Annotated in this window: 3 protein-coding genes and 1 pseudogene; 3 read left to right on the top strand and 1 reads right to left on the bottom strand. The window is 70.6% G+C overall.

Annotated features, from left to right (window positions below):
• Positions 1 to 305: 305 nt before the first annotated feature.
• Positions 306 to 841, top strand: a pseudogene (locus E1265_RS40070) (hypothetical protein).
• Here E1265_RS40070 and E1265_RS34640 read toward each other — a convergent pair.
• The gene (locus tag E1265_RS34640) at positions 798 to 1,715 is read right to left on the bottom strand and encodes an IS5 family transposase (protein ID WP_243741323.1); all 918 of its coding nucleotides are present in this window, start codon (positions 1,713 to 1,715) and stop codon (positions 798 to 800) included. The pseudogene E1265_RS40070 and the gene E1265_RS34640 overlap by 44 nt on opposite strands.
• Positions 1,716 to 2,148: 433 nt before the next feature.
• Between E1265_RS34640 and E1265_RS34635 the strand changes: the two genes are divergently transcribed.
• Positions 2,149 to 2,421 (top strand): helix-turn-helix transcriptional regulator, encoded by a 273-nt coding sequence (locus tag E1265_RS34635; RefSeq protein WP_132934921.1) that lies wholly within the window; start codon positions 2,149 to 2,151, stop codon positions 2,419 to 2,421.
• Positions 2,422 to 2,431: 10 nt separating this feature from the next.
• The coding region (locus tag E1265_RS34630; RefSeq protein ID WP_132934920.1) for a helix-turn-helix transcriptional regulator at positions 2,432 to 3,972 on the top strand (1,541 nt) is incomplete at its 3' end.

The following is a 3,972-nucleotide window of genomic DNA, read 5'->3' as shown; positions in this document are numbered from 1 at the left end:
CGACACGAAAGTGGGACAGGACGCCCAACGCGGCGTCAGCGGTCTGTTCAGGGGCGAGACTCTTCACCAGCGGCCGTTCCTTCACGCGACGTTGCTCGACACCTCGAAGCGTGAAGAACGGCCGCCCCGCTGTCCCGGGAAAGAATCAAGATCAGCAGGTCAGGTGAACGGCCAAGGTTAAACACCAAGCTCAGAAGTTGTTGTCTTTCCGGGCTTGAGGGCGGCGTTTTCGCTGGTCCGGCATAGGGTCGGTGATTCCGTGGGAGTGGTGGCCTGTCGTGTCGTCGCTCCCTGGGAGGCCGCGGATGCCGTCGGTTGTCGGACTGCTGGAACAGCACGAGCTCGCAGCTCGCCGTCGAGTCGACGGGCTGCGCGAGGAGGCCGATCGCATCCAGGCCGAGCTGGCCGCGGCCGAGCAGGAATGGCAGGAGTGGGCGATCGCGCGTAGGCGGGTCGATACGGTGCTGGCTTCGGACGTCAGCAGCACCGCCGTCACGGAGGCCGCCCCGTACCCGCGGGGTGCGGAGGTGCCGTCGACGCCCCGGGATGCGGCGAAGCCGAAGTCGCAGGTGCCGGTGTGGCGTGAGGGCCTTTCCTGGGCGGTGCTGTCGGTGGACTACCAGCGCATCCTGCAGGCCCTCGCAGAGCGTGTCCGGCTCGGTCAAGGATCGGCCACCTGCAGGAGATGGCCGTCTTATTCGGCATGGACGTGGTGCCGGCGCGGGTGGAGGCACTGCGGTCGAAGGCGAAACGCCTGGTCGCGCGTGGTTGGCTGGCCGAGCCGGCGCCGGGCCGATTCACGACGGCTGCGGGCGTGGTCGGGCCAGGCGGCGGGTCATGAGCAGTGTCATCGACCAGTAGATCATCGCTTCGGCGCTGGTAGTGCGGCGTTCGAAGTCGCGCGCCAGGCGGCGGGTGCGCATCAGGTGGGCGAAGAACCGCTCGACGATCCACCGCTTGGGCAGCACCACGAACCCCTTCTGGCCGTCGCCCCGCTTGACGATCGCGAGCACCAGCGCGAGCGCGGCCAGACAGTACTCCACGAGGCTGCCGGTATAGCCGCCGTCGGCCCAGATGAGGGCCAGCAGGTGGTGCGCGTCGGTGACTTGTCGCAGCAGGGCCTGCGCGGCGGTGCGGTCGCCGGTGTCCGCGGCAGTGACCATCACGCCCAGCAGCAGGCCGAGCGTGTCGACCACGACGTGCCGCTTGCGGCCGTTGACCAGCTTGCCGCCGTCGAAGCCGCGGCTGTCCGCACCGACGACGGCGTCCGCCCTGACGGACTGCGAGTCGATCACGCCGGCCGTGGGTTGCGCATCCCGTCCCGCTTTCTGCCGTACCCGATCACGCAACCGGTCGTGGAACTCCCTGACCAGCACCTGGTCGCGCCAGCGGCGGAAGAACGCGTATGCCCGGTCCCATGGCGGGAAGTCCCCGGGCATCGCCCGCCACTTGATGCCGTTGTCGACCAGATAGCGGATCGCATCCAGTATCGCCCGGTGGCAGTACGCCTCCGGCTGCCCGCCCCGGCCGCGCAGCCAGGCCGGCACCGGCAGCAGCGGCCGGACCACGGCCCACTCCGCATCCGTCATGTCCGAGGGATACCGCCGAACACGTTCCGGGTGATCGGCCGCATTCCCGAACCGGTGAGCGACACAATCACACGTCGGGGCAACCGAGTTGAACTCGACCGGCGCGAGCACGTACAACTGCGGCAACAGGGTCTCCTGGATCTCGGTCGGATTCGCAACCCCGAGCTACCAAGAGGCCCTGCCTTCATGCACGCCGCCAGCTGCGATCACCCGATCGAGACTCCCGTTCGACGCACAACCCTCACGATCGGAACCACAACACCTACTTACCGGCACCGGGTGGGCCGCAGACGAACACAACGACCGGCCGCTCCTGAGGAACGGCGCCGCTGGTCCACGCCGGCAGGATCCGCCGGTCCAGCACCTGACGGCTCGTCTCCTCTGGCAGTACGACCGGAACGACATTGCGCTCGCTCACCGGCTCTTCCTCCAAGGGTGTGGCAGTGGCTCCCGACTCGCGCACCACCTTCAATGTTACCTCATATGTGGTCTTCAATGTTAGTTTGAAGGTGTGTTCTATAGTTCGCTTCATGTAGACTCGCGGGAGAGGAGGTCACGAATGCCCACAGAAGACGAGCTCTTCGCGGCCGTCGACGAAGTCTTGGCGCGGGGCCCGATGCTGCCGCCGCCCGCCGAACGAATCCGTCTGCGAGAGGCCGCCGGGCTGACCCAGGAGGAAGTCGCTCAGGTTCTACAAGCACGACGGGAGACGGTGATCGCCTGGGAGTCCGGCCGCAAGACACCCCGCCCCCCACGCCTCCAGGCCTACAAGCGACTTCTGGACGGATGGGCCGCGAAATACCCCACCTCGGACCCGACCCCCACCGACTAGAGGACCTGGCATGGATGACCTGTTCGGCGCGGTCGACGCGCTCCTCGAGCAAGCCAAGCCGCTGCCTGAGCCGGCGGAACGGCTGCGGCTGCGGGAGGCCGCCGGCCTCTCCCGGCCCGATATTGCCAGCGCGTTCGGCGTCAGCACTTCGACGGTGACCGGCTGGGAGACGGGCCGCTCGGAGCCGACGAAGCAACGTCGCGCCGCCTACGCTCGTCTCCTCGAAGGCCTCGCGCAGCGCTACCCGGCATCTGCCGAACCGCAGGTCAGCGCGCCGGAGTCCGGCGGCCGCGCGAGCTCGCCGCAGGCCTCCGCCACCCCACCCCAGGCGCCCACCGCAGCCGCCGAGTCGGCGGCCGCGGTGCCGGCCCCAACCTCGGCGAGCACGACCAGGAGCAGGACGTCGACGAACTCGCGCCGGCCGGCCGCGAAGACGGCCTCGAAGGCGCCGGCATCGTCGCCAGCCGGCACCACGGCCGACGCGAAGTACCCGGCCGGGCCGCTCGCGGTCCTGGACGGCGACGGCGCCGCGCACCTGGTCGACGGTCGGGCCCTGGACTGCCCAGCCGCCACCGTCGCGCAGCTGGTCGACTGGGCGCTCGGCGCCGGGCTCGGGCAGGAGCGTCTGCACCGTGCCGGCCGGGATGCCGACCCGCTGGTCGTCCTCACCGCGGCCGCCGTCGAACACCTCGGGCTGCCCGGCGAATTGGCGGATCGGCGCGGTCTGCGCCTGCCCGACGACCACCAGGCGGTACGCGACGTCGTGGCCGCCGGCTGGCAGCTCACGAAGCGCGGGTTCGGGCCGTGGGCGCGTGTCTACCGCCCGGTGGAGGCCGGCGGGGCCCGGCAGTGCGTCCAGCTCGCGATCCTGCCCTGGGGCGCCCTCGACAGCCGCTCCTGGCCCGGTGTGGACCAGCTGCCGGCCAGCGACATCGCGCGGGTCCTCAGCACCTACGCGACCCGGGTCCTCACCCCGCGCGGCTCCACGGCCGTCTCGGGCCTGGAGTTGATGACCGCGCTTCGGCCGCCGACCCGCGCGGTCCGCAGCGACGCCGGCGCTTGGACGTCCGGTGTGGTGCCTGGCTCGCTCACGCGGGCTGTGGAGCCGGCGCCGCCGGAGGCCCCGGCCGAACACCCCGTCGCCCAGGGCCGGCCGGAGGACCAGGTCCTCGAGGAAGAGGCGTACGAGTGGGTGCGCGGCGTCGAGCTCCTGGACGACGACGAATGCGCCCAGCCGTTCGCGGTCGGGCTCGATGTGAACATGGCGTTCGCCGCCGCCGCGAACAGGTTGAGCGTCGGCCTGGGCGAAGCCGTGCACACCGACGGGCCGCGGTTCGACAAGTCCTTGCCCGGCGCGTGGTACGTCGACTTGTCCGGCGTGGAGATCGACCCGCGCCTGCCCAACCCGTTCACCCCGAGCGGGCAGCGGCCGACGGGCCCGGCCTGGTACGCCACCCCGACCCTGGCCTACGCGGTGGAGCTCGGCGCCGATGTGCGGCCGTTGGAGGCGTGGATCCGCCCGGAGGCCGGCCCGTACCTCGATCCCTGGTA

Source organism: Streptomyces sp. 8K308, from assembly GCF_004348315.1.
GTDB lineage: Bacteria > Actinomycetota > Actinomycetes > Streptomycetales > Streptomycetaceae > Streptomyces.
The sequence above is the reverse complement of the archived record's forward strand: the minus strand, read 5'-3'. Positions and strand labels throughout refer to the sequence as shown.

Coding starts and splice junctions, on each gene's coding strand:
- E1265_RS34635 (WP_132934921.1), top strand. CDS start 2,149: ATGCCCACAGAAGACGAGCTCTTCGCGGCCGTCGACGAAGTCTTGGCG.